The sequence below is a fragment of the Desulfitobacterium nosdiversum genome (genome assembly GCF_049860565.1).
In the GTDB taxonomy this organism is placed as follows: Bacteria; Bacillota; Desulfitobacteriia; order Desulfitobacteriales; family Desulfitobacteriaceae; genus Desulfitobacterium_A; species Desulfitobacterium_A nosdiversum.
Genome location: NZ_CP172056.1, coordinates 3,229,561 through 3,249,126, shown reverse-complemented (window position 1 = coordinate 3,249,126; position 19,566 = coordinate 3,229,561). Strand labels below are relative to the sequence as shown.

General features: G+C 41.8%; 24 protein-coding genes and 2 pseudogenes. 23 read left to right on the top strand and 3 right to left on the bottom strand.

The window, feature by feature from the left end:
* Positions 1-290: 290 nt before the first annotated feature.
* The 21 genes and pseudogenes from ACHOLT_RS15795 (at position 291) to ACHOLT_RS15695 (ending at position 13,899) form a co-directional block, all read left to right on the top strand.
* Positions 291-533: a hypothetical protein gene (locus ACHOLT_RS15795; RefSeq protein WP_425802485.1), complete on the top strand. Its 243-nt coding sequence runs from the start codon at positions 291-293 to the stop codon at positions 531-533.
* Positions 534-544: 11 nt separating this feature from the next.
* On the top strand, positions 545-1,255 hold the full coding sequence (locus ACHOLT_RS15790) for a 4Fe-4S dicluster domain-containing protein (protein ID WP_425802483.1): 711 nt from the start codon (positions 545-547) through the stop codon (positions 1,253-1,255).
* Positions 1,242-2,177 carry a CoB--CoM heterodisulfide reductase iron-sulfur subunit B family protein gene (locus ACHOLT_RS15785; RefSeq protein WP_425802481.1) on the top strand — a complete coding sequence of 312 codons (936 nt, stop codon included), beginning with the start codon at positions 1,242-1,244 and terminating at the stop codon, positions 2,175-2,177. Before ACHOLT_RS15790 ends, ACHOLT_RS15785 begins: the two co-directional genes overlap by 14 nt.
* 14 nt (positions 2,178-2,191) lie before the next feature.
* Positions 2,192-3,202 carry a CoB--CoM heterodisulfide reductase iron-sulfur subunit A family protein gene (locus ACHOLT_RS15780; RefSeq protein WP_425802479.1) on the top strand — a complete coding sequence of 337 codons (1,011 nt, stop codon included), beginning with the start codon at positions 2,192-2,194 and terminating at the stop codon, positions 3,200-3,202.
* A gap of 71 nt (positions 3,203-3,273) precedes the next feature.
* Positions 3,274-3,687, top strand: a complete 414-nt coding sequence (locus ACHOLT_RS15775; RefSeq protein ID WP_425802476.1) for a 4Fe-4S dicluster domain-containing protein — start codon at positions 3,274-3,276, stop codon at positions 3,685-3,687.
* Positions 3,659-4,243 (top strand): 4Fe-4S dicluster domain-containing protein, encoded by a 585-nt coding sequence (locus tag ACHOLT_RS15770; protein WP_425802473.1) that lies wholly within the window; start codon positions 3,659-3,661, stop codon positions 4,241-4,243. The genes ACHOLT_RS15775 and ACHOLT_RS15770 overlap by 29 nt, the downstream gene beginning before the upstream one ends.
* Entirely contained in the window at positions 4,240-5,106 is an 867-nt protein-coding gene (locus tag ACHOLT_RS15765) for a CoB--CoM heterodisulfide reductase iron-sulfur subunit B family protein (RefSeq protein WP_425802471.1), read from the top strand. Before ACHOLT_RS15770 ends, ACHOLT_RS15765 begins: the two co-directional genes overlap by 4 nt.
* Positions 5,107-5,199: 93 nt before the next feature.
* On the top strand, positions 5,200-5,622 hold the full coding sequence (locus tag ACHOLT_RS15760; protein WP_425802468.1) for a helix-turn-helix domain-containing protein: 423 nt from the start codon (positions 5,200-5,202) through the stop codon (positions 5,620-5,622).
* Positions 5,623-5,813: 191 nt separating this feature from the next.
* Positions 5,814-6,110: pseudogene (locus ACHOLT_RS15755) on the top strand (thioredoxin family protein); the annotation flags it as partial.
* Positions 6,111-7,100 carry an NAD(P)/FAD-dependent oxidoreductase gene (locus ACHOLT_RS15750; RefSeq protein ID WP_425808099.1) on the top strand — a complete coding sequence of 330 codons (990 nt, stop codon included), beginning with the start codon at positions 6,111-6,113 and terminating at the stop codon, positions 7,098-7,100. It abuts the pseudogene before it with no gap.
* Between the two features lie 60 nt (positions 7,101-7,160).
* The gene (locus ACHOLT_RS15745; RefSeq protein WP_425802465.1) at positions 7,161-7,319 is read left to right on the top strand and encodes a hypothetical protein; all 159 of its coding nucleotides are present in this window, start codon (positions 7,161-7,163) and stop codon (positions 7,317-7,319) included.
* Positions 7,319-8,206: an NAD(P)/FAD-dependent oxidoreductase gene (locus ACHOLT_RS15740; RefSeq protein ID WP_425802462.1), complete on the top strand. Its 888-nt coding sequence runs from the start codon at positions 7,319-7,321 to the stop codon at positions 8,204-8,206. The genes ACHOLT_RS15745 and ACHOLT_RS15740 overlap by 1 nt, the downstream gene beginning before the upstream one ends.
* An 80-nt stretch (positions 8,207-8,286) precedes the next feature.
* The gene (locus tag ACHOLT_RS15735; protein ID WP_425802460.1) at positions 8,287-8,910 is read left to right on the top strand and encodes a methyltransferase domain-containing protein; all 624 of its coding nucleotides are present in this window, start codon (positions 8,287-8,289) and stop codon (positions 8,908-8,910) included.
* A gap of 291 nt (positions 8,911-9,201) precedes the next feature.
* The gene (locus tag ACHOLT_RS15730; protein ID WP_425802458.1) at positions 9,202-10,560 is read left to right on the top strand and encodes a radical SAM protein; all 1,359 of its coding nucleotides are present in this window, start codon (positions 9,202-9,204) and stop codon (positions 10,558-10,560) included.
* A 13-nt stretch (positions 10,561-10,573) separates the two neighbouring features.
* Positions 10,574-10,780, top strand: coding sequence for an FmdB family zinc ribbon protein (locus ACHOLT_RS15725; RefSeq protein ID WP_425802456.1), 207 nt, complete (start codon positions 10,574-10,576; stop codon positions 10,778-10,780).
* 59 nt (positions 10,781-10,839) lie between these two features.
* Positions 10,840-11,043 carry a DUF362 domain-containing protein gene (locus ACHOLT_RS15720; RefSeq protein ID WP_425802454.1) on the top strand — a complete coding sequence of 68 codons (204 nt, stop codon included), beginning with the start codon at positions 10,840-10,842 and terminating at the stop codon, positions 11,041-11,043.
* On the top strand, positions 11,036-11,917 hold the full coding sequence (locus ACHOLT_RS15715) for a hypothetical protein (RefSeq protein WP_425802452.1): 882 nt from the start codon (positions 11,036-11,038) through the stop codon (positions 11,915-11,917). Before ACHOLT_RS15720 ends, ACHOLT_RS15715 begins: the two co-directional genes overlap by 8 nt.
* A 19-nt stretch (positions 11,918-11,936) precedes the next feature.
* Positions 11,937-12,653 carry a cytochrome c biogenesis CcdA family protein gene (locus ACHOLT_RS15710; protein ID WP_425802449.1) on the top strand — a complete coding sequence of 239 codons (717 nt, stop codon included), beginning with the start codon at positions 11,937-11,939 and terminating at the stop codon, positions 12,651-12,653.
* Positions 12,654-12,667: 14 nt separating this feature from the next.
* Entirely contained in the window at positions 12,668-13,213 is a 546-nt protein-coding gene (locus tag ACHOLT_RS15705) for a TlpA disulfide reductase family protein (RefSeq protein WP_425802446.1), read from the top strand.
* Positions 13,214-13,291: 78 nt separating this feature from the next.
* Positions 13,292-13,480 (top strand): annotated as a pseudogene (locus ACHOLT_RS15700) (glutaredoxin family protein); the annotation flags it as partial.
* 71 nt (positions 13,481-13,551) lie between these two features.
* On the top strand, positions 13,552-13,899 hold the full coding sequence (locus ACHOLT_RS15695) for a glutaredoxin family protein (RefSeq protein ID WP_425802444.1): 348 nt from the start codon (positions 13,552-13,554) through the stop codon (positions 13,897-13,899).
* 103 nt (positions 13,900-14,002) lie between these two features.
* Here the strand turns inward: ACHOLT_RS15695 and ACHOLT_RS15690 are convergent, their stop codons facing one another.
* Positions 14,003-15,154 carry a 4Fe-4S binding protein gene (locus ACHOLT_RS15690; protein ID WP_425802442.1) on the bottom strand — a complete coding sequence of 384 codons (1,152 nt, stop codon included), beginning with the start codon at positions 15,152-15,154 and terminating at the stop codon, positions 14,003-14,005.
* Between the two features lie 107 nt (positions 15,155-15,261).
* A complete protein-coding gene (locus ACHOLT_RS15685; protein WP_425802440.1) occupies positions 15,262-15,738 on the bottom strand; it encodes a DUF2680 domain-containing protein in 477 nt (158 codons plus the stop codon).
* Positions 15,739-15,969: 231 nt separating this feature from the next.
* On the opposite strand from ACHOLT_RS15685, the gene ACHOLT_RS15680 reads away from it, so the two are divergent.
* Positions 15,970-16,662 carry a response regulator transcription factor gene (locus ACHOLT_RS15680; protein ID WP_425802437.1) on the top strand — a complete coding sequence of 231 codons (693 nt, stop codon included), beginning with the start codon at positions 15,970-15,972 and terminating at the stop codon, positions 16,660-16,662.
* Complete coding sequence (locus ACHOLT_RS15675; protein WP_425802435.1) at positions 16,655-18,463, top strand: ATP-binding protein; 1,809 nt, start codon at positions 16,655-16,657, stop codon at positions 18,461-18,463. The genes ACHOLT_RS15680 and ACHOLT_RS15675 overlap by 8 nt, the downstream gene beginning before the upstream one ends.
* A gap of 209 nt (positions 18,464-18,672) precedes the next feature.
* Here ACHOLT_RS15675 and thrB read toward each other — a convergent pair whose 3' ends face one another.
* On the bottom strand, positions 18,673-19,566 hold the full coding sequence (gene thrB, locus ACHOLT_RS15670) for a homoserine kinase (RefSeq protein WP_425802433.1): 894 nt from the start codon (positions 19,564-19,566) through the stop codon (positions 18,673-18,675).

Sequence of the window (19,566 nt, the reverse complement as noted above, 5' to 3'; positions counted from 1 at the left end):
TGATTTTAGAAAAAATAGACCCTATGCCTCCAAATGTGAAAGAGATAATATGCCCAAATTGTTCAGGAATCAACTATGCTATCAACTTAAACTATTGTTCGCAATCCTGTGAGTATTTCAAACCCTTAGTCAATCCGATGGATCCTAGCCAAATTCTTAATTTGGGTTGTCGGGGTCAATGTATGAAAGATTACTAAAACTTTTGAGTTATCTAAGTTTTTTTCTTTATATTATAAATAACTTTGTGAACAAGATAACTACAGAAAAATTCCAGTAGGGAGGTGAACATTTTGGCAGAGAATTATTTGGAAGCTTATGGCAAGGAAACAAGTCAAGATGTCGGCGAACGTACTCTCAATTATTTTAGCGAACTTTTTAGCATGGAAATGCCATTATCACGGATGATGAAAATGATGCCTGGCATGGTTAAATTCATGATGGCAGGGAAAGACACACGGGAAGATTTAATGAAGTTTATGCCTCAAATGATGCCCATGATGAAACAAGCCATTACGGGTAGAAAAGAGGAATAGGGGGGAATACCGTGCTCGAACAAACCAAAGACTGGAGCGATGATTTTTACGAGAGATGGAAGCCGATTGCAATGGGCTTTGTCAATGAAGCTGAAAGATGCCTGCAGTGCGGAAAATGTACGGGGCAATGTCCGGCAGCCGCAGTGACTCCAAGCTATAACCCTCGTAAATTAATTCGGGATTTAGTTAACGGTAATATTAAACGGGTCTTGTCCAGTGTTGAACTCTGGCAATGTTTCTTCTGCAGCGGCTGTTATTCAACATGCCCGATGGACATTAATTTTCCCTTCTTCATCTTCATGCTTCGTTTGGCAGCGATGAATGAAGGCTATGGTTGGGAGGATGTTAAACAACTTGAAGCCTATGCAGAAAAGGATTATTTGAAAACTGGGACCACGGTTTCTTCCTTTGAGAGAAATCCCTTTGTGGTGGATACGATTGGAGATATCGGCGATATCCGCGAGGCAGCAGGGTTACCCAGGACGCGCAAGGTCAGCGAGCGAGGGGTGGCGGAAATCAATATGATTTCTGACTTAACAGGGATGACATCTTTTATGAAGAAAATCGGCGGGGTTGAACTTTTAGATTGCAAGACGTGTACTCCTGAACAGGAGAAGCGCTGCAAGCATAAGCCGATGCCTTCGAGAGTCGGCAAAATAAAAACTCATCTACGTTTTTATAATTATGGTGAACCGGGGGGGAAGAATCATGCCGAGGCTTGATAAAGTAGCTCAAATTCCTAAACCAGAACAAATCTTTTTCTTTAAAAGCTGTGTAGCGAGTAATAAATATCCTGGAATTGAAGCCTGCGGGAAGGAAGCTCTTCAAATTCTCGGGGTTGAACCTGTTGAATCGGATGAACAGACCTGCTGCGGCGGATTCGTTACCTTTGCCAATGTGGCTGCGCCAACGGCTTCTATGCCGGCCGTTGCACGCAATCTTTCTTTAGCAGAGGAAAAAGGTTTGGATACATGTGTTCTTTGTAACGGATGCTGGACCTTTCTAAACGAATTCGGACACTTTATGAGCCATAATGAGGAAATTAAGGCCAGCATCAATATGATGATGAATATGATGGGCCGTGAATTCAAGGGAACGAGCAACGTTTATCATATTGCTGAAATGTTTTATCGCCTGAAAGATGATATTGCTAAAAATGTGAAACGGCCGCTTACTGGAATTAAGATTGCTACTCACTATGGCTGCCATTATCTCGGCGGCGGTAAATATACAGCTATTGATGATGCCCAGATGCCTACCTATATGGAAGAATTGATTGAGCTGATGGGAGGAACCGTTGTTCCTTATACTGCAAACCGCGAATGCTGCGGCACAGGTTTTACCCAGATTATCAATGGAAAAGACTTATCTCTTGAGCATACTCAGCTTAAACTCGATTCAGTTAAGGAAGCGGATCCCGATCTCCTCATTGTCCAATGCCCATATTGCCATAGCCAGCTGGATCGGGTTCAACAGCAGTTGAATTATCGTGGGTCTGGATCAGCGGATTATCAAACTCCAGTTATTCATATTGCTCAGCTGGTAGGTTTGGCTTTAGGGCTTGAACTTCCTAAATTAGCCTTTGCTGCCCATATCAGTGGACGTGAACGTTTGGAAAAGGTTCTCGACCAGATCGGTCGTTAGAAGGAGGAAAAAACGTGAAGAAGACGTTAGTTATCGGCGGAGGAATTGCGGGGATTACTGCAGCAGAAAAAGTAGCTCAAAACGGGGGCGAAGTCGTTCTTATTGAAAAGGAAAATGAGCTTGGTGGCAATTTTGCCAAGTTAACCTTTACTTTCCCGGTGCTGGGTGATGCAAAAGCATTGCTGAATAAAGAAATTGATGCAGCTCAATCTCTATCGGGAATCAAGATATTAAAGGGAACGACATTGGCAAAGGTTGACGGAAGTGCAGGTAATTTTACAGTAGAGCTGAATACTCCTGCGGGCAAGCGCATGGAAAGTGCGGCCTCAATTATTGTGGCTCCCGGTTTCCATTACATGGAGCCAACAGCCTATACGGAATATTATTATGGCCGCAGTCCTAAAGTGGTTACGAGCCTTGAATTTGAAAAAATGGCAGCCGAAGGGCGCCTTCCGAAGGGAAAAGCCCGCGTTGTTTTTGTTCACTGCGTTGGATCACGTGATAAAGCCAAAGGGTATCGCTATTGTTCAAAAATCTGTTGTTCTTACTCTGCAAAACACGCCATTATGATGAAAAAAGCGAATCCCGAATCTAAAAATTATGTTTTCTATATTGACATTCGTGCCTTAGGAAAAGGATATGAGGAATTTATCCGGTCTGCTATGGAAGAATATAATGTTCGCTATGTCCGTGGGCGAGTTGCCAAGGTTTTGCCGGAAGGAGATAAACTTCTTGTTCGTGCAGAAGATTCCCTCATTGGCAATCCTATTGAAGTGGAAGCAGATTTAGTCGTTTTGGCGTCAGCTATGGAGCCGCCGGAAGGTTCGCGTGAATTGGCTGAAATCCTTGGAATTGAAACGGATGAATACGGATTTTTCCAAGAGGTTGAAGCAAACGTACGTCCCTGTCATTCCTCTAAACCGGGAGTATTCTTAGCCGGAAGTTGTACTCAACCCATGGAAATTGCAAGTGCAGTGGCTATGGGAGGCTTAGCAGCTACCGAAGCTTTGGTTTTAGCCCGGTAAATTCCGATCACTTTATATAGAATAAAGCTCCGCCTAAAAATGTTTTAGGTGAGGTAAGGAAGTGAAATCGTATGCGCTTACGCATTAATGAAGACGGTATCCGGAATCAAGTCGAAGAGGGTATTCAAAGAACTTTAACGTCTTGCCTCCAATGTTCAAAGTGTGGGGGAGGTTGTGCTTATACGGAAGAATTTGATCTTACTCCGCGTCAAATCATCGAATCATTGTTGGATTGTCAGGATGAAAAGGTATTGGACAGCCGGACAATTTGGATGTGCGGAAAAAATTGTTCCGGATGTCAGATCATCTGCCCCGTTGGGCTGCCCTTAAATGAAATTATGTCAGTGCTTAGAGGAGTAGCGGAGGAACGAAGCATTGAGCCCAAATATGCGCAGCCTTCGCTAATCTATCATAAATTTGAACACTGTGCGAAACACCGAAGAGAGGGTGAAGCGAGTGAAAGTATGGATGGACGAGAAGCATAGCTTCTTGGAAGAGGTTGAAGCCCGAAGCGGGCAGAAGGTTCAAGAATGTTACCAATGCAGCAAATGCTCGGGCGGATGCCCGTTTTCGGGAATTATGGACTATGCGCCTAATTCCATTTTGGAAATGATTGTATACAACATGAAAGACCAATTGCTTTCAAGCAAGGCAATTCAGATGTGTGTTCAATGCGGAACATGCGGGGCCCAATGCCCTGCCGGTTTTGAACTGTATGAGGTCATGAATGTCCTTAGGGCTATGGCTAAAGAAGAAGGATACATTACACATGAGAAAAAGATTCCTAAAATGAATGAGATTTTCCTCGGGGAAGTGAAAAATCTTGGCCGGATGCATGAAGTCAATTTAATGCTTAAAAACATGCTGAATCAAGGTCAATTTGTCAAGGATGCGGTTTCCTTAATTCCAATCGGTCCACCCATGTTTTTAAGAGGAATTATGGGACCTGGTGATATTCTGGGCCATAAGATTCAAGGGCAACGCGCTGTAGCCAAGATTTTTGAGAATGTTGAGAAAATGCGAGGGGGACATGCAAGATGAGAATTGGATATTTCCCGGGGTGTTCCCTTCATTCCACCGCGAAAAACTACGAGTCTTCAACGCAAGCCGTTCTTAAAGCATTAGACGTACAGCTCGATGAAATTCCGGATTGGAGCTGCTGCGGTTCAACTCCTGCTCATCAAACAGATCATCTTCTTGCCTTGTCTTTGTCTGCTCGCAATTTGGCTTTAGCAGAAAAAGCGGGGATGAAAGAAATCATGGCGCCATGTGCCGCTTGCTTCAGCCATTTACGGACTGCAGAGGTAGAATGTGCTAAGGACAAAAAAACACATCAAGAAGTGCAAAAGGCTATTGAGATGAACTTCAATAATCAAGTCCATGTACTCAATATTCTGGATCTTTTAGTCAATCGCATCGGCATTGAGAACATTGCCAAAAAGGTGAAGAAGCCATTAAAAGGGCTGAAAATAGCTCCTTATTATGGATGTGTGCTGACCCGCCCGGCAAAAATTGCCCAATTTGATGACCCAGTCAATCCACAAAGTATGGACCGTTTGCTAGAAGCTTTGGGAGCAGAAGTGGTTACCTGGGGAGCTAAAACAGACTGCTGCGGGGCAGCCCATGTCCTTACTCGTCAGGAAGTCGTTCTTGAACTGACTGGCCGAATTGTTTATCAGGCTAAAGAAGCGCATGCGGATGCTATTTCGACTGCCTGCCCAATGTGCATGTCTAACTTGGATTTACGGCAAAGCGCAATTCAAAAAGCTACAGGGAAGGAATCTAAAGTTCCGGTCATGTATATTACCGAACTTTTAGGGATGGCCTTAGGAATTCCAAATTCAGTGTTAGGAACAAGGAAGCATGTTGTAAGCACGGCGGCGGTAACCGCTAAAATCAGTTAGAATTAAATTCTCTTATAACAAGATTTTAAACCGTATTCAGTAAGATTAGCAGAAGAGTTTCGCACCAGAAAAGGACAAAGGAGAGCAATTGTTATGGCCTTGAGTCGAGAGTTGAGTAAGCATAAAGATATTCTAGCGGAAATCGGAAGCTATATTCACGATTGTAGGGTACGAAGAAAATTATCACTTCAACACCTAAGTGTAAGACTGGGTGTGAATCCCTCTTATTTACGTGAAATTGAGCTGGGTGAGAGGCTTCCGGATGATGAATTTATAAGAAGCTTATCGGAAAATTGTGAGCTTGATGAGAACTATATCTTTAACAGCCTTGGCAAAGTGCCGCTGATTGCAAGAGAAGAGTTGGAACGACAATCTCTTTTGCAAGAAATACTGAAAGAGATCGGTATGTCAAAGCTTTCTGAAGAACAGAAAAAAGAAATTTATCGTCAGTTCTATCTTCTTACGAAGAATACCTTATCAACGCTGGAAGGACTTGCGGTTAAGCAAAATCGTTAAACTTAATAGCGAGCTTAAGTTCAAAGTGCGAAACTCAAGCTTATAAAACAATTGCAACTGCGTCACACTATTACGGACGCAGTTGCAATTGTTTTAGCCAATTACTATTGACAAAAATGAAAGAATCGCATATATTAAAAATAACTAAATACCCCCCTATGGTATAGGGATAAGCAGAGGAGCGATTCACTATGAGCGATAAAATTCTATATCTCTCTACAGAAGAATTTGAAAATGAATTGAAAAGTCATCAGGGTTTACTTGTTTTAGATTTCTTTTCTGAGGATTGTCCGCCATGTGCACAACTTGCCCCTATTTATGAAAGAATGGCTGAGAAGTTTCCTCAGGTTAAGTTCGTGAAGATGATGCGTCAGCAGCATCGTCCACTCGCTGAACGCTTTGGCGTAAAAGGAAGCCCAACTGTTCTTTTTTTTAAAAATGGCCAAGAGGTAGGAGAACGAATCGGAGGTTATATTACTAAATCGCAAATGCGGATCGCCTTGGAAAGCCTTTTAGGCATTGAAAGTGAACAGGTCGAAAAAGAAGTATTCAACGCCGACGTTCTTGTTCTGGGCGGAGGTCCTGCTGGCTTAACCACAGCAATTTATGCTTCTCGATCCAAACTGAAAACGATAGTGGTTGAAGAAGGGATTGCAGGCGGTCAGGCAGCAACAACGTTCCATATGGCTAACTACCCGGGTACTCCCGGAACGATCGGGGGTAAAGATCTCGTGGAAAATATGATCAGCCAAGCCAAGAGTTTTGGAGCTGATATTCATGATTTGAAAGAGGTTTTCAGCGTAAACCTGATTAGGGATCAGAAGGAAATCATCACGGAAGATGCAATTTACCGCGCTCCGGTTATTGTAATTGCCACCGGGGCAGAGTCAAGACGGCTTCCGGTAGAAGGAGAAGCGGATTTCCGCGGAAATGGAATACACTACTGCGCAACCTGTGATGGGGCAATGTATCAAGATGCTGAAAATATCATAGTTGTTGGCGGAGGAAACTCCGCTGTAGAAGAGTCCATTTTTTTAACTAAATTTGCAAAACACGTAACGATTGTTCACCAGTTTGACCATTTTCAAGCTTCGAAAACAGCACAGGAAGAGGCTCTGGCAAATAATAAGATCAGCGTAATCTGGGATTCTGAAGTGCGGTCAATTATTGGAGAAAAACATTTAACCGGAGTGCAAATTGAAAATGTAAAAACACATGAAATGAGTGCAGTGAATGCCAATGGTACCTTTGTTTATATCGGCATGCAGCCACGTACGCAATTATTCAAAGATCAATTAAAAATTAACGACTGGGGATATATTGAAGGGAATGACGAGATGCGGACGAATATAGAAGGCGTCTTCGTCGCTGGAGATGTTCGCAGCAAGACTGTTCGCCAGGTTGCTACAGCTGTAGGTGATGGTGCTGTAGCCGCGGTTAATGCGGAGCGCTATCTTGCATCAAAAAATAAAAAGTAAGAGTAAAATATACAAAATATGGGGAAACTCCTAAGGATATTTTTAAAAGGAGGTTTCCCCATGAATATTGATTTAACAACGGAAGAAATCATTATTTTATTGAAAGCATGTAATCACTGCCTCAGTACTTGTCAAGAAGGTGGATCAGAACATCAATGCCCGGATTGCCAAAAACTGCAGCTGGTGATGAATAAACTAGAAGCCGGGGTGAACCAATAATGTCAGGAGATTTTAAATTTAAATCTCACTATGAACTAGCAATCGTAGGATGCGGCCCAGCGGGAATGGCTGCCGCGATAAATGCAAGAATTCGCAAAAAGGATTTCATCTTTCTCGGATCGGAATTTTGCAGTCCTAAATTAGCGAAAGCTCCTCAAGTTGATAATTTCCTAGGGTTTCCAGAGATTGAGGGGGAAGAATTACGACAGCGATTTTTAAATCACCTAAAGCAAATGGAAATAGAGATTGTTCCATGGAAGGTTAATAATATTTATCCTGGACCTCCGTTTACGTTGATCGGAAGTGATCAAGCTTTCGAAGCGGATGCTGTTATTCTTGCCACCGGTGTTTCCGCCCAAAAGTTAGTCCCTGGGGAGTCTGAACTGCTGGGGAGGGGTGTGGGTTATTGTGCAACCTGTGATGGACCCCTTTATAAAGGCAGATCGGTTGCCATAATTGCTTATGATAAAGAAGCTGAAGCTGAAGCGAATTATATGGCAGAAATCTGTTCAGCAGTCTATTATATTCCTTTTTATAAAGAAATCGGAAATTTGGATGAACGTATTGTTTTAAAAAAAGATAAGATAAAAGAGATTGCGGGAAGCGATCATGTCGAAAAACTAGTCCTGGGACAAGAGGAACTTACAGTAGATGGTGTTTTTCTTTTGCGGGATAACATGCCGGCAGAGCAATTAATACCAGATCTCAAGATGGATAACGGATCTGTTTTAGTTGATCATCACTTGGAGACGAACATTCCGGGTTTATTTGCTGCAGGAGACTGTACTGGTCAGCCTTATCAGCTTTTAAAGGCAGCTGGAGAAGGTGCAACAGCGGCTTTATATGCAGTTAAATACCTTGATGCGCTCAAAGAAAAGAAAAATTAAAAACAAAGATCTAAGAATAGGTTCACTAGAATAGATTAAATAAGAATAGTCGTACCCCATGGGGGTTAGGGGGAGAAAACGTGGCGACTTTTGAGATTGTGAAAAGGTATACAGCGGAAGATATAAATTCAAACTTAAGCTGCGGCGGAAATATTGAGTATTTGGATTTAAACAACGGGGAAAAGATCTTAGACTTAGGCTGCGGACGCGGCGGCGAAACAATCCAAGCCGCAAAGCGGATCGGTTCTGAGGGCTATGCCTGGGGACTCGATTTAACTCCACGTATGATCGAGCTAGCACAGAAACGGGCACAAAGTGAACAGGTTGAAAATGTGGAGTTTTTGTTGGGCTCCATGGATCATATTCCTTTGCAGGATGATATTTTAGATGCTGTACTCAGCAACTGTGCAATTAACCATGTTGAGAATAAAACTGCAGTTTATCAGGAGATTTTTCGGGTGCTTATGCCAGGCGGGCGCTTTGTCGTATCAGATATTATGACAGAAGAGCCTTTGCCGCAGGAGATCAAAACGGATCCAGAAGCGATTGCGGACTGCTTTGGAGGGGCCATAACCATAAAAGAATATGAGCAGGCCTTAAATGATGCCGGATTTCATAAGGTGACCGTTTTTAAGGAAAGGCGCTATATGAAAAATGGCTATGAAATGATCAGCCGAACCTTTCAAGGATTTAAAGAAAACTAAGTATTAAAAGTTATCGAATTGAAAGGAGGTGAGCGTCATGCGCCCAATTACTTCAACATCTTCGGCTTGCTGCAATACGAGCCTTGCACTTACCGTTGCTCAATGTTGTTCTAAATCATCCCAAATCGTCGCGGGTTGCCACGACTAATCCCTTGGCGGCAGAAAAGTTCTGCCGCTTTTTGGCATGAAGTTTCTCTATTCGTATTAGAGTTAAATATATAGACTGACAGATATAAAAAACAAATGAAAATAAGACAAGAAATATAATATGTTAAAGAAAAGGGTGGAGAAATGTATTTTAGCAAATATAACCTGGTTTTACCGATGAAAGAGAATCCAAAATATCCTTACGCAATTTTAAATGCGTTATCCGGGGGGTTTGATCTTGTACCGCAAGAGGATTATGAAAAGTTGATGATTCTAAAACAGGGCGGAGAGGTTGGCGAGCCCGAGCTTATAAATTACTTGCAAAGCAGGGGATATTTATACCAAGACAAAACAGCAGAAGACAAACGTCTTGAAGAACGCTTGCCGGAGTTCAATAAAGCGCTTCGTGAAACAGCACCTCAGGTTCTTCTCGCACCAACCTACACCTGTAATTTTGCATGCCTTTACTGTTATGAAAACGGAATTAAGCATAAAAAAGATCTTATTACCAAGGAGGTGGTAGATGCTTTTTTTGAGCATATAGGACGCCAATATCAAGAGCAGAAACCTTTTATTACGCTGTTTGGCGGGGAGGCTCTCCAGGCTTCGGCTAGACAGATGAAAATGATCGATTATATCGTTAAAAAAGCTGCAAGCGGAGGCTATGCAATCACGGCAGTCACGAACGGTTACGATCTGATAGAATACCTTGATATTCTCCAGCAAGCTGAAATTAAGGAACTGCAGATTACTCTCGATGGTCCAAAGCCAGTTCACGATCTGCGCCGTCCTACTGCAGGAGGGCAAGGGACGTATGATCGAATTATGGAAGGCCTTACAGAAGCTATCAATCGAGGAATACCGATCAATTTAAGGACTGTTGTTGACAAAAACAATTTTGAGTCTCTAGTTGCCTTAGCCGAAGATTTAGATCGACGCGGCTGGCTTGATTTGCCGTCGCAGCGTTTTAAGACGGCAATTGGCCGTAATTATGAACTTTTTGAATGTTATGCTAAACCGGAGCATCTTATGGGGCAAGCAGAGCATTGGGCAATGTTTCTGGAATTAGCCGAAAAATATCCTATCCTTAAGAAATTCCATACTCCGGAATTTAAAGGAATCCACCATCTCGTACAAACAGGTGAACTCTATTTACCGTCTTATGATACTTGTCCGGCGTGTAAAACGGAATGGGTATACGATCTCTATGGTGATATATACGGCTGTACGGCTTCAACGGGACAGGATGAATTTAAGCTGGGAACATTTTATCCAGAATATACGATCAAGGAAAAAGAGACTAAAGATTGGGAAGAACGCAGCGTCCTAACTATTCCTGAATGCAAGGATTGTGATGTGAGCTTGATATGCGGCGGTGGCTGCGGCGCTATTGCCAAAGACAGAACAGGGCGAGTTCAAGGGCCGGATTGTCGTCCCATTAAGGAAATTCTTACACTAGGTCTGAAATACTACGGAGATAATCTACTCAAGATGGGATTTTAGGGGGGCGAAGAAAGTGCCAAGCTATGATCTGATCTGTCAGGAATGCGGGCATAAGTTTTCGGTTTTCTGCAGTATAAGCCAGAAAGATCAACAAATATGTCCGCAGTGTAAAAGTCAAAAAATCAGTCAACGATTTACAGCAGTCAATATCGGAGGAAGCAAAACAAGCGGTAGTACTAGTTCAGCCGGTGCGCCCGTAAGATCGTCAGGCTTTGGCTGAGCAGGATGTTAAGAAGACCGTGAGTCTTTTCGCTTATGGATTAACGGGGAGGAGTTTGGATGTCTGCTTTTATTCTTGAAAAACTCTGCCGAGGCTGCCAGCGATGTGTTCATGCCTGTCCTCAAAATGCAATTCTTATGGTCGCTCATCTTGCTGTTGTAAAACCGGAACGGTGTATTGAATGTGAAGAGTGTATGGAAGTCTGCATGCAAGGCGCAATCACCTTCCGAGACGAAAACGGGGAGGACATCGTTCATGGATAAAGAACAAAAGAAAATGGAGGAACGCCGTTTTCAGGAGTTGCAGGAAAAACTTATCGATGTTATAGCACGCTGGCCGGCTCACTCCGTTAAACCTGAGCTGATATTCCAATTAGAGAGCTTAGAGGAAGAAATTGCTATTTTACAGAAACGTTTAGCTTCCCGGGGGAAAAAGATGAGTTCTAGTTTTCAGCTTGGCCCGTTTGTAATCAAAGTTCAGGGGCTTGCGTTAATTTTTGCTATTTTTATGAGTTATTGGGTAGTAAAATATCATTTAAAGAGATTAGATACCCTTGACTCATCTGTTAAAGAACAAATTAAGGAAACAGTAGAAAAAGGTGCGGTTTTAGCCTTATTTGTCTGGAAATTCAGCTTGCTCTTTTTTCATCCTCTTCAGTCAATGAGCAACCCGTTGGCACTTCTTTATTACTCAGGTGACGAACGGGGAATGGGGCTTGCTGCTGCAGCAACCTTTACGTATTTTTATTTCCAAGCGAGAAAAGAGAGAATTAAGATTGAGGTTTACGGGGAACTATTCCTTTCAAGCTTTCTGACGGGAAGCATTGTTTACTATTTATTTGCGCTGGGAGAGGCACCTAGTCGAATTGCGGTTTATGGAACTGAAGCTTTACTTGCCTTGTTTCTATATTACTTTTACTTTTGGAAGAGTATATCGCAGCAAAATGAAAATGCAAAGTTTAAGAAGATACTACATTCATTTATGTGGTATAACTTAGGTCAAGCCTTTATTTCCTTCCTGAATCCATTAAAGCAAAACTTGGTATGGGGTTTTTCCTCACAGCAAATTTTTTATTTGACCCTCGCCCTGGTATGTATTACCATAGATTTCTGGAAAGTAGAGACTAAGACGAACTAGGTTCCTCAGGAGGAGTAAAATGGAGAATATTTCAGTTCTCTTTGCGTTAACAGCAGGAATGCTATCATTTTTATCTCCGTGCGTTTTTCCTTTGATTCCGGCATATGTTGCAAACCTGACGGGTTCAATCTATGGCAATGATCGAATTGAGGTTTCGAAACGGTTATTGCTGACACGATCCATAAGTTTTATTGTTGGTTTTAGCCTCATTTTTGTGTTGATGGGCGCCTCAGCAAGTGCAGTGGGCAGAATTTTTACGCATAATCGAGAATTGGTTCAGAAATTGAGCGGTATTTTAATCATTATTTTTGGCCTGCAAATGGCAGGTATATTAAAGCTGCGCTTTCTGATGATGGAAAAACGCTGGGAAGGAAAGGCCATAAAAGAGAATACGGTCTGGCGTTCTTTGCTGCTGGGGGTTTCGTTCGGGGCGGGTTGGACTCCTTGTGTTGGTTTAGCTTTGTCTTCAATTCTTTTACTCGCGGGATCTACCGATACAGTATATAACGGAATGTTTTTGCTGTTGGTCTATTCCATGGGCTTGGGTATTCCATTTCTAGCTATTTCCTTAGTCATTACATACTCTCTTAAAGCTGTTAAAGCCGTCAATAGAAGATTAGGGCTGCTCTCAATGATCAATGGCTGGATTTTAGTGGGAATGGGGCTGCTCTTATATGCAGGCCAATTGCAAAAAATCAGTGCTTGGCTATCACGATATACCTACTTTGCAAACTAGAGGAGATGTGCTGCGTGAAAAAATATTTTGCGGTTGCTGTTCTTATCGGCTTGATCTTTTGGGGCTTTTACAGTGTTCAAAAACCTAATACTCCTACAAATACGATTTCATCCAGTTCAAAACTGACGGTGGGGATTGATGAAGGCAATTTAGCGCCTGATTTTGAACTGAAGACACTGGATGGGAATTCAATTCGACTTTCGAGTCTGAAAGGAAAAAAGGTTATCCTTAATTTTTGGGCAACCTGGTGTCCGCCCTGTCGCTCAGAAATGCCGGATATAGAAAAGTTCTATGTAGATCAAAAAGATAAGGGCCTTGAAGTTCTTGCCGTGAATCTGACGAATGCTGAAAAGAATCGTGCTGATGTGGCTCCCTTCTTAAAAAGTTTTGGCATTACCTTTCCTGTTGTTTTGGATGAAAAAGGAAGCATAGGGGAATTATATGATGTCTATTCCATTCCGGCTAGCTTCATCATCGATACCCAAGGTGTAATTCAAAAGAAACTTGTTGGGCCGATGACCTATGATTCTATGAAAGCAATGGTGGGAGCTATAAAATAATTTAGATAATAAACGAAGGAAAGTGAAACAATGGAAGAAGTCATTATGTATGTTGTGCCTCTTTGACCGCATTGTGTACGCGCTAAGCGGTTCCTTACGGGTAAGGGAATCAAATGGGTTGAGAAAAATATTATAATACCAGCCGCTCGCAAAGAAATGCAGCAAGTTACCAGTTCAATGACTGTTCCGGTGGTTAAAGCAGGAGATTGGGTTCTTGTTGGTTTTTCTGCGGCTGAGTATGAGGAAGCATTTAAAAACTGGTCTTAACTGTATTCAGACACTTTAACCGTATTTAGATAAATTGAATTATAAATTTAGCAAAGGAAAAGGTGAAGAAAATGAAAAATGTTGTTATGTTCACTACAAAGACCTGACCGTATTGTACAATGGCGAAGGAGTTTCTTTCGCAGAAAAAAATCCACTTTATTGAAAAGGATATCAATGTTGATGAACAAGCCCGAGCTGAGCTGATCCAAAGAAGAATCAGCAGCGTGCCCACATTTATGATCGGTGAGGATGTTGTGGTTGGTTTAGATAAAGCCAAAATTCTGCAGCTCGTCGATCATCGCGTTGCCGAATGCGAAAAATGCCATGGCAAGATGCGTGTTCCGATCAATAAAGGAGAAATCACAGTAACGTGCCCGAATTGTGCCCATAAATTTAATATTACACCAAATCAATTCTAACTAATTAGTCTTGAATAACAAAAAGGAATCCGCTTTTCATGTTGCATTACGCTCATGATCTGCGGATTCCCTTTTGTTATTATTCAGATCAAACCACCAATTTCTATTTCTCTGACTCTGTTTTAACCTCACCCTTTGAGTTTTCTAAACTTTCCTTAACATCACCAAATTCGTAACCCGGTACAGTTTTCCCAATTTCTTTCATCATGGTTTCTGCGGGAATGTTTTCAGGAATTTTAAACATCTTATAGAATTCATGAAGATCTGTATTCGTCGCTTGAGCTGCTTCTTTAATTGTCATATAACCTTTAATTTCATCAAAGTTCATGGTTTCCCCAGCTTTGAGTTGTTCAGGCAGCAAGGTATAAACACCTGCAGCTTGAGCAGCAAAGATTGAACCAAAGAATACTGCCATGACCAAGGCAATAATAACGATTGGCTTTAATGCTTTAGAACCTTCCTTGCTTTCCAAAGCTCCAGCTTTCGGACAATTTAATACACAGGTTTGGCAGTTAATACATTCGGCGTTTTTAACCTCAATGGAATGTTGAACGTCAATATTCATAGGGCAGACTTTATTACATTTTCCACAATTAATACAAGCATCTTCATTTCGCACAACTTTAAACGGACTGGCTTTACCGAATATTCCATAGACTGCGCCCATAGGGCAGATATATTTGCAAAAGAACCGATCGTAAAGAAGTGATCCTACAATTGTAATGATCAAAAGAATTAACCCTACAGCAGATTCTTCCCAAACACTATTTACTCCCTCGGAAAGATGACCATAAGCCGACCAGGGGTCATAAGGGGACATCCATAAGCCTGCTGTTTTCCAAGCATAGAATAGGGTTATAAGAAGAACGGCATATTTTAAATAGCGCAAAGGCTTATCAATTTTCTGCGGCATAATCAATCGTTTTTTGAAGAACTTGTGACCAATCTTTGCAAAGAATTCCTGAATAGCACCAAATGGACAGATCAATCCACAAAAACTGCGTCTGAAAAATAAAGCTAAAACAACAGTAATTCCGAAAAGAATTAATGTACCGGCAAATATCTTGCTGATAAAACTTCCAGTTGCAAACACTTGGTAGAGACTTTCTAATCCTCCGAAGGGACATAAAGCATGAATTGAAGGAGATTTCCCGCCGCCAAGGGAAATATGGAGATAAGAGGTATAAGTAATCAATAGTGTAAAAAGAGCTAAAAGAGCCCATCGCAAATAGCGAATATATTTATTGCTTTTCATTTCTTTTCACTCCCCGTTTATAGAAAAGCTGCAAGACGTTTCGTATTATCGTTTTGCAGCCTTTCTCATTTCTCATGTTTAAATTTGATGCAAAATAAAATGCTGTCTTACTGGGTTACAGTACCTTGAGCAGCAGCACCTGAACGATATCCGTTACCTAAGCCGCAGCCGTAGCCTTGGCCCATACCTCTTCCTTGACCCATGCCTGCACCCATACCATAGCCTCTTCCGTATTGTGCCATACCCGTTCCATCGCAGGTCGCTTGATTGTTTTTGATGTTGTTGTAAATTGTGTCGGCTTGTTCTTGTGTTAGTTTTCCATCCTTAACTTGTTGATCTAAGATTGCTTTTCTTTGTTCTAACATTTGGCTTTGGAATTCATCAAGTTTACCGACTTCATTAGCGATCGTACCGTACGTTTTGCCAGAAGCTCTTTCTTCATTGACTGCTTCAACGGATTTTCCGGTCACTTGTGAGGTGATTTCTGCAGGTGTCTTGAATGTTGCTGCATAAACTGTTCCGGCAGTTCCTAAAACTCCAAGTGCTGTAACCAGGACAACTAATTTTTTTAAGTTTTTCATCATAAACACACTCCTTTTTTGATGGCTAATTTCGTTTTACCTTGTGATTAGAGTATAAACAGCAAGTGTGTCAAAAGTTTGGCAAAACTTTGGCAAAAGTTCAAAAAATTATTGTCATAAATTTGTCACAACGTGATCCGCGATATGTGATAGATTTATACTAAGATAAATAAGTAGAATAAGATGGAAGAAGAGTAAATAAGTGAATCAATAATGAGCATCGGAGGGATATTCATGAGTAAGTCAATCTTAATCGCAGATGATCATGAAGATATACTTGAAATTTTAAATCGTTACGTAAATAAAGAGGGATATTCTCCAATTCTTGCTCATGATGGAGAAGAAGCTATCCTAAAGTTTAAAGAATGTAACCCTGTTCTAATCTTACTGGACGTAATGATGCCCATAATAGATGGCTTTGAAGTTTGCCGGAAGATTCGTGAAGCCTCAAATGTGCCGATTATCATGATTACGGCAAAAGGGGAAGATGGAGACCGTATAATGGGGCTGGATATTGGCGCAGATGATTATATTGTTAAACCATTTAGCCCGGCAGAAGTTATGGCTCGTATTCGCGCAGTTTTAAGACGAATTGATGTCTTAGAGGAGGAAATGAAGGATATCATACGCCTCCCAGGACTTGAAATAGATATTTCCTCTTATGAAGTTATGGTCAAAGGCGAAAATGTCAATTTAACCAAAAAAGAAATCGAAATTCTTTGGCTGTTGGCTGGAAATCCTGGAAAGGTTTTTTCAAGGGATAATCTCCTTGATCGAGTTTGGGGTTATGATTACTTTGGAGATGCACGTACGGTGGATACCCATATCAAAAGGCTTCGTTCGAAGATCGATTTTTCACAGTCTTTAAATTGGGATATTAAAACAATTTGGGGAGTGGGATATAAATTTGAGATTAAGCATGTTTAGAAAAACGATTGCCTTTAAATTGACGGCAGGGTTCGTACTTATCGTGCTCATATCCATGCTTACAATTGGATTGTTCTTTATTCAAATGTTTAGGCAGTACACATTTAATAGCAAGGAGCAAGTTCTTCTTGAAAGGGCACACAGCATTGCTGAATTGATGAGTCAAAATCCGCCGACCAATGGGCAATTAAGAGGCTATGGCGGATTGATGCAAATGCTGGGTACACTTGCCGAGGCGAAAGTATGGGTTACGGATGATACAGGCACTCCTGCAGTCATTTCGGGAATGGGAATGGGTAGAGGAATGGGATTGGGTTTGAATTCAGGGCATGCCTTAAGTACCGAGCCCTTGCCTGCAGAAGCTGAAGATGTTATCAAAAGTGTTTTGTCAGGGCAAGAGTCTATTAGTCAAAGTTTCAGCAGTGTATATAATGAAGCAACACTCACTGTAGGAGTTCCGATTCGAGATTCAAACCAGAAAATTGTAGGTGCAGTCCTTTTACATGCTCCTGTTACGGGGATTACGGCAACGTTGGATAAAGCGGTTAATATTTTAGAGATAAGTATATTAATCGCTCTACTCCTTGCTGCTGGGCTTGGGTTATTCTACTCATATTTATTTACACGCCCCTTAAAAGCAATGAAGCGTACCGCTGTGGAAATGGCCCAAGGAAATTATGAAGTGCGAACAGGCGTTGAGGGAGAAGACGAGTTAGGTCAATTGGGGAGTTCGCTTGATCAACTGGCGGCAAAATTAGGCTTGACGATAAATCAGCTTTTTCAGGAAAAAGGAAAAATGAGTGATATTATCTCGAGTATTTCCGAAGGAATTGTTGCTTTTGACTTGGACTTTCTTCCGCTCAGTCTGAATAATGCTTTATCTGAGATAATGAATCAACCTCTCGCATATTCAGATGAGGACTTGAAAAGGGATTTTGAAGCTTTAGAAATTTATAGCTTGCTTGATCAAGTGATTCGTGAAAAAAGGGCGGTGCAAACGGTTAAAGAATGGAAAGGAAAAAAGCTAAGGTTTATTCTTTCTCCCATTATTGACAATCAGAATAAGGTTTCCGGAAGTGTTGCTCTTGTTCAAGATATCAGCGAAAGCGAACGCTTGGAGCAGCTTCGAAAGGATTTCGTAGCGAATGTATCGCACGAATTCAGGACTCCTCTTACCGTTATTAAAGGCTCATTGGAAGCCCTTGTGGATGGGACAGTCGATAAAGCCGAGGATATCGAGCATTATCATCAAAGAATGCTCTCAGAGACGAAGAGCCTCGAAAGACTCGTTGGTGACCTTTTAGAACTGTCCCGCCTGCAATCAGGTAAAATCTCAATTCATAACGAAGAAATTCATATACCCAGCCTTCTGTCCGGTATTATTCGAAGTCTTCAAACAATAGCTGATAAAAAGGACATCAAAATAAGTTATCAAGGTCCCACGGAGGTCCCTGCGGTTATCGGAGATTATGACCGCTTAAGGCAGTTATTTATCATCTTTATCGATAACGCCGTTAAATACTCGCCTGAAGCCACAAGTATTACGGTTGCTTTAGAAATTAAACGCAATAATGAACTCGAAGTCAGTGTAGAGGATCAAGGTTATGGAATTCCTGAAGATGATCTTCCATATGTATGGGATCGCTTTTATAAATCAGACAAGTCACGTAAAAGCAGCGGCACCGGGCTTGGCTTAGCTATTGCTAAACATTTAGTTGAACTTCATGACGGACAGGTGTCGCTAACCAGCGAATTAGGTAAAGGTACTACAGTAACAGTGATACTGCCGCTGAAGCCATAAGATAACCTTCAATAGATGTTTACGTGTCGATGCAATTGTCACAACTTCGGTCTACTTTGGTAAGTCATCAAATATTGGAGTCGAAATTAGCACTATAGAATAAAGATAAATGTCCTTCGAAAGTGAAGAAAGGATGCAAGAAAGGTTAGCCCTTCTTACATCCTTTTTCTATTTCTATGAATTCAATTCTAATGAGCCCAAGTATTTCGTTATAGGATATGAGCTCCACGGGAGCTGATGAGTAACGGAAAGGCTTCAGCATTGAGGCCGTGCTTGGCGAAGGTTTGCAGCATACATGCAGAAACAGCTTGGGTATGCTCAGGTGATAGAAAAGCAAGAAGGGTCGGGCCTGAGCCGCTTAAGGCGGAGCCGTATGCTCCGTTTTCAAGAGCGGAACTTAGTGCTTCGGATAGTCCGGGAACGAGTGCAGCGCGTTGATCTTGGTGAAGTCGATCACGCATACCTTCCTTAAGAAGTTTGTAATCATTACGGAGAAAGGCTTCAATGACTAAACCGGCATGTGCAATATTAAAAACGGCATCACGACGGTCGACTTTTGGTGACAGAACTTTTCGACTCTTAGAAGTGCTAAGCAGAAAATCAGGAATAGTGACTAAAACATGGATATTAGAATTCTCACAGAGAACTCTGGGCAGAACACCTTCGGCAGTTTCAACGGCAAGAGTAACACCTCCATAAAGCGCTGGCGTTACATTGTCTGGATGTCCTTCCAACTCATTGGCCATTTGCAAAAGCTCAAGCTGGGAAAAGGGTGATCCGGCAAGTGAATTAGCAACAACGAGTCCCCCGACAATGGCAGCGGAGCTGCTCCCTAGGCCGCGTGCCGGCGGTATTTGATTTTCTAAGGTTAAGGTGACTTTAGGTGCAGGGTGATTTGCTTTCTTCCAAAGAAAAAGCATCGTTTGCCAGACGAGATTACTTTCATCAACGGGTAAACCTGTAGAATATTTTCCTGCCAGACGAATTTGCCAAGTTGAGCTTTCCTCAACCGTGATTGTATTATATAGGTTTAAAGCTAAGCCAAGGCAGTCAAAACCAGGCCCAAGATTGGCAGAAGTAGCGGGTATTTTAGCGCAAAGCAT

Coding starts and splice junctions, on each gene's coding strand:
- ACHOLT_RS15720 (WP_425802454.1), top strand. CDS start 10,840: ATGTCTGCTTTTATTCTTGAAAAACTCTGCCGAGGCTGCCAGCGATGT.
- ACHOLT_RS15785 (WP_425802481.1), top strand. CDS start 1,242: ATGCCGAGGCTTGATAAAGTAGCTCAAATTCCTAAACCAGAACAAATC.
- ACHOLT_RS15680 (WP_425802437.1), top strand. CDS start 15,970: ATGAGTAAGTCAATCTTAATCGCAGATGATCATGAAGATATACTTGAA.
- ACHOLT_RS15760 (WP_425802468.1), top strand. CDS start 5,200: ATGGCCTTGAGTCGAGAGTTGAGTAAGCATAAAGATATTCTAGCGGAA.
- ACHOLT_RS15710 (WP_425802449.1), top strand. CDS start 11,937: ATGGAGAATATTTCAGTTCTCTTTGCGTTAACAGCAGGAATGCTATCA.
- ACHOLT_RS15685 (WP_425802440.1), bottom strand. CDS start 15,738: ATGATGAAAAACTTAAAAAAATTAGTTGTCCTGGTTACAGCACTTGGA.
- ACHOLT_RS15740 (WP_425802462.1), top strand. CDS start 7,319: ATGTCAGGAGATTTTAAATTTAAATCTCACTATGAACTAGCAATCGTA.
- ACHOLT_RS15745 (WP_425802465.1), top strand. CDS start 7,161: ATGAATATTGATTTAACAACGGAAGAAATCATTATTTTATTGAAAGCA.
- ACHOLT_RS15715 (WP_425802452.1), top strand. CDS start 11,036: ATGGATAAAGAACAAAAGAAAATGGAGGAACGCCGTTTTCAGGAGTTG.
- ACHOLT_RS15775 (WP_425802476.1), top strand. CDS start 3,274: ATGCGCTTACGCATTAATGAAGACGGTATCCGGAATCAAGTCGAAGAG.
- ACHOLT_RS15690 (WP_425802442.1), bottom strand. CDS start 15,154: ATGAAAAGCAATAAATATATTCGCTATTTGCGATGGGCTCTTTTAGCT.
- ACHOLT_RS15675 (WP_425802435.1), top strand. CDS start 16,655: ATGTTTAGAAAAACGATTGCCTTTAAATTGACGGCAGGGTTCGTACTT.
- ACHOLT_RS15750 (WP_425808099.1), top strand. CDS start 6,111: ATGCGGATCGCCTTGGAAAGCCTTTTAGGCATTGAAAGTGAACAGGTC.
- ACHOLT_RS15730 (WP_425802458.1), top strand. CDS start 9,202: ATGTATTTTAGCAAATATAACCTGGTTTTACCGATGAAAGAGAATCCA.
- thrB (WP_425802433.1), bottom strand. CDS start 19,566: ATGCTTTGCGCTAAAATACCCGCTACTTCTGCCAATCTTGGGCCTGGT.
- ACHOLT_RS15765 (WP_425802471.1), top strand. CDS start 4,240: ATGAGAATTGGATATTTCCCGGGGTGTTCCCTTCATTCCACCGCGAAA.